We start from the raw sequence: 3,995 nt of genomic DNA, 5'->3' as shown, positions 1-3,995 counted from the left end.
GCTCCCACTGCACTATATATTGCTACACCCGTAGCAGTCCCCGCTCCTAAGCTCTTAGTTAAACCACCAATCATTTCCGTAGCTTGGACCGTAACGCCCTCCCAAACCTCTATTTTTTGCTGTGTAATTTGTAACAGATAATTTAAATCTCGATCACGTATTCTCGCCTTTTTTATAAAGTCCACAGCGAGTTTCATTGTGTTGAGAGACTGAAGTTTTCTTTTCCCTAAAACCTCAAAACGAGCCTCGAGTTTTTTTATCTTTCGCCTATAGTGTTTCTCAAAAGATCTAAATTCCCTAAGTCTACTATCATATGATTCTTGCTCTCTCTTTATTTTACTTTTTCCCAAAAGCAAAATCGTACAGTTCGCTACAGCAGTGGCAACGGCAACACCAATTGCAGCCAACGGAATTGGCATTCAAATGCTCCTTCATTACGTAAGCGTGGTTAGGGTTAGAACAAACTCGAATATACATCGTCAGTTACAGAAACAAAATCTGATATTCCGAACGATCTTTCGTTCCATGCGAGTGATTGACTAGATTACAGAACGACGACAAACCTTGGTTTAAGTAAAATACCGTGTCTACTCATTTCTCGTATTTACTCTTTACAGGGAAATCTCTGGTGCTACAGAAAAGGGAAGCCTCCTAGTATCTTTACCATAACTTGACCCCCGTAACCCGCCCGGCTATACTCTCCTACCATGTACCGAACCCTTTTCTGGTTCCTCCTCCCCCTCGTCATCACCGAACTGATCTACGAACTGGGCATCCAGGTCATCAACGGCGGCATCGCCCGTGTGCCCCGACCTACCGAAACCCTGGCCGCGTACGGGATCGCCTGGGGACTGACGTCTTTCCTGACCGGCACCGTCTCCCAAACCCGGCAGATGTCCATGGTCCTCGTCCGGGACCGGGCGACCTTCCACACCGTGTTTCGATGCGTCGCCGGTTTCGGCGGCGTGCACTTCCTCATCCTCGGGTGTCTGGCATTTACACCGGTTGGACTATGGGTGATCGACGAGCTTCACGCTGTGGACCCGATCCTCGGCGGCACGGTGCGCGGCGCGCTCGGACTCCTGCTGCCCATACCGCTGATCGTGGGCATCACGAGGTTCCTGTCGGGACTCCTGTTGCGGGTGCGTCGGACCGACATCATCAGTTATGCCATGATGGCAGGCATCAGCATGAGCGTGGTGTCCGTGTTCCTGTTCCTTCCGACGCCGACCGTTCAGGCCGATCCCATTCTGCTGCCGGTGGCCGCGACCTACTTCGGCGTCCTGACGGAACTGGCCGTGATCATCTACGGCTACCGGCGATTCGTTCGGAGATCACTGCGGAAAGGCGGGAGCACGGAAGGGGAGCGATCGGCTGGACAGGATGCGGCTGGACAGGATGCGGCTGGACGGGATGCGGCCCGGCAGGATGCGGCCGGCGAACAGGTCTCCCGGAGACAGCTTCCGTTGACCGCGGCCTACGTACTGCGGTTCTACTGGCCCCTGGCCGTAACGATCGGCATTCAGGCCTTGAGCCGGCCCATCATCAACCTGTTCGTCGCCCGAGGCGCGGACGGCACGGAATCCCTGGCCGTGCTCACCATCGTGTACGCCCTCGCCCATCTGCCCTACGGGTGGCTGAACGAACTCAAGAACCTGCCGCCCGCCTTTCAGCGGCAGGATCCGGAAGGCCGGATCATCCGACGATTCACGGCCATCTGCGGTCTGATTTCCTTTGGGACCATGGTCCTGATGTTCTGGACCCCGGTGAGGTTTTTCCTGCTGGAGACCCTGATCGGCGTGGATCACGATTTCGCCGTGCGCTGCACCGTGCCGCTGATCATCTTCTCCTTTTTTCCGCTCGCTGTCACGATCCGGTCCTACCTCCACGGGATCGCGCTGCGGGACCACCGCACGGGCGCCATCGCGCCGAGCGGCCCCGCACGGGCCGGCGCGATCGTCATCGTCGTAAACGTACTCGCGCTCTTCGACCTGCACGGGGCAATCCGCGGTGTGGCTGCACTCTACAGTGGATTCGTCACGGAAACGATCGTGGTCCGGTGGCGCATGGGCAGAAGGCGCGGCTAGCTGGCCGCTTCCCTCCAGCCCTTCGTGATGTCCAGGAACGCGTCGATGTCCTGCTCGTTGTTGAACAGGGCGGGCCCCACGCGGATCTGGGCGTTGCTCTCCCGGAAGGACAGGCGGACGCCCGATTCGGCGAGTTGCCCGCTGATTATTTCGTGATCGGCGCCGTGGTTGAAGGACACGATGGCGGACTGATTACCGGGCGGCGTAAAGACCTCGAATCCCTGCTCGGTCAATCCGGCGTGCAGGCGGTGCGCCAGGGCGACCGTGTGCTGTTCGATCTGGTCGGTTCCCACGTTCAACAGGTACTCCAGCGACCCGGAAAGTTGGTAGATCGCCGCGAAGGCCGGTGTGGCATACCCGAATTTCCTCGCATCCTTGTAAATCGTATACTGGTAGTCGGGCAGCCTTTCGTCCACCATTCTCCACCCCAGGCGATCGGGCTTCACCACGTCCATCACCGATTCCCGCACGTAGAACGGCGCCACGCCGAAGCCGCCGAGCAGCCATTTGTACGACCCCGTGGTGAGGAAATCGACCCCCGTCGGCCCCACGTCGAGATCGAGCATGCCGACGCCCTGTACGGCGTCCGCATACAGGTACGCGCCGCTCGCATGGGCCACGTCCGCCAGGGCCTTCAGGTCGTGGCGGTAGCCGTTCCGGTTGGAAATCCACGCCACGGAGACCAGCTTCGTGTTCTCGTCCACCATGTCGGCGAAGGCTTCGGGCGAAGCCACGCCGTCCACGTTCCGGACGATGCGCGTTTCGATACCCAGGGTCTCGGCCAGCTGGCTGTACATAACCAGCGACGTCATGTAGTGGAGATCGTCGATCACCACGTTGTCCCCGGCCTTCAGGCCCAGGGAATTGACCACGATGTTCTCGCCCTCGCTGGTGGACGACACCAGGCCGATCTCGCCGATCTGGGCGCGGATGAGGCGGGCAAACTTCTCCCGCACGGCTTCCTCCTCCTCGAGCATGTCGCCGAGCAGGACGGGATCGCGGGACTTGGCCGCGAGGAACTCGATGGTCTTGTCCACCGCGGGCTGGGGCGACGGACCGATGTAGGGCGTATTCAGGTAAAGGGATTCACTGGCGACCGGAAAGTCCGCGCGAACGCCCAGGGGATCGTCGCCGGAGAGGACCTGCGCCGTGGCGTCGACCGGGGTCTGACTCGCCTCGTTATCGCACGCTGCGCCGGCGACGCCCGCAAGCGCGGCAGTCGACACGATGCCCATGAACTCCCGTCTCGATACGGACATGAGTTGCTCCTTGGAATCAGTGGTTTACGTTGAATCTAACTGTGGATTCTTGTGGTAATTACATCGAAAGGTAAACACACCGGAACTCGCAGTGAATTGTAAAATGATTAAAGACAATCTCTCATTATGCTGGCTTCTTGGCTCATCTCATCTATGTATCCACCGCTAACACCTTTGACCTTGAAACTCCATCTATCCCCTTCCCATATCACTGTCTCACCGATTGGTTTGTAAGGTTTCTGGCCTCTTGTGCCTGGATATTGGAAGTACCTACATAAATGTCTCCATTATCCAGTATCCTAAGAACACAAACCTTTCGATTACCAACCCATATGCACTCTCCTGGTCTTACTTCAGGTTGATTCATTTCTTCGTCCTTTTCTGTTTCATATACTCCCACTCCTTCGGCGGCGGCGTATTCGCTACGGCCCGCGCAAGCTTCTCTGGTGTAGCAGGGATAGGTGGTGGCAGTGGGTATTCAACGGGCCGTCCACGTGAACAGGATGGTGGTGGACTGCCGTCCAACACATCTTTTTTATCGTGGTGGGGTTTACGCTTAGGCATCGTCTGGCTCCTTTAGGTATTTATCCAATTCTTTTTGAATTAACCCAGCTTCATGCTGATTAACTTTGCGACCGTAGGAATCTGG

General features: G+C 57.1%; 3 protein-coding genes. 1 reads left to right on the top strand and 2 read right to left on the bottom strand.

Features of this window, described 5'->3' with window-relative positions:
• On the bottom strand, nt 1-419 hold a 419-nt coding region (locus OXG98_19045), incomplete at its 3' end, for a hypothetical protein (protein MCY3774105.1).
• 288 nt (nt 420-707) lie between these two features.
• Here OXG98_19045 and OXG98_19040 point away from each other — a divergent pair.
• Nucleotides 708-2,087 carry a hypothetical protein gene (locus OXG98_19040; protein ID MCY3774104.1) on the top strand — a complete coding sequence of 460 codons (1,380 nt, stop codon included), beginning with the start codon at nt 708-710 and terminating at the stop codon, nt 2,085-2,087.
• Here OXG98_19040 and OXG98_19035 read toward each other — a convergent pair.
• Nucleotides 2,084-3,346, bottom strand: coding sequence for an aminotransferase class V-fold PLP-dependent enzyme (locus OXG98_19035; GenBank protein ID MCY3774103.1), 1,263 nt, complete (start codon nt 3,344-3,346; stop codon nt 2,084-2,086). The two genes, OXG98_19040 and OXG98_19035, sit on opposite strands and share 4 nt — an antisense overlap.
• Nucleotides 3,347-3,995 lie beyond the last annotated feature (649 nt).

It is taken from the genome of Gemmatimonadota bacterium, from assembly GCA_026706345.1.
Lineage (GTDB): Bacteria > JAAXHH01 > JAAXHH01 > JAAXHH01 > JAAXHH01 > JAAXHH01.
This window is presented reverse-complemented; position numbering and strand designations above follow the sequence as displayed.

Excerpts from the sequence above, each read along its gene's own strand:
- OXG98_19040 (MCY3774104.1), top strand. The coding sequence starts at position 708 with ATGTACCGAACCCTTTTCTGGTTCCTCCTCCCCCTCGTCATCACCGAA.
- OXG98_19035 (MCY3774103.1), bottom strand. The coding sequence starts at position 3,346 with ATGTCCGTATCGAGACGGGAGTTCATGGGCATCGTGTCGACTGCCGCG.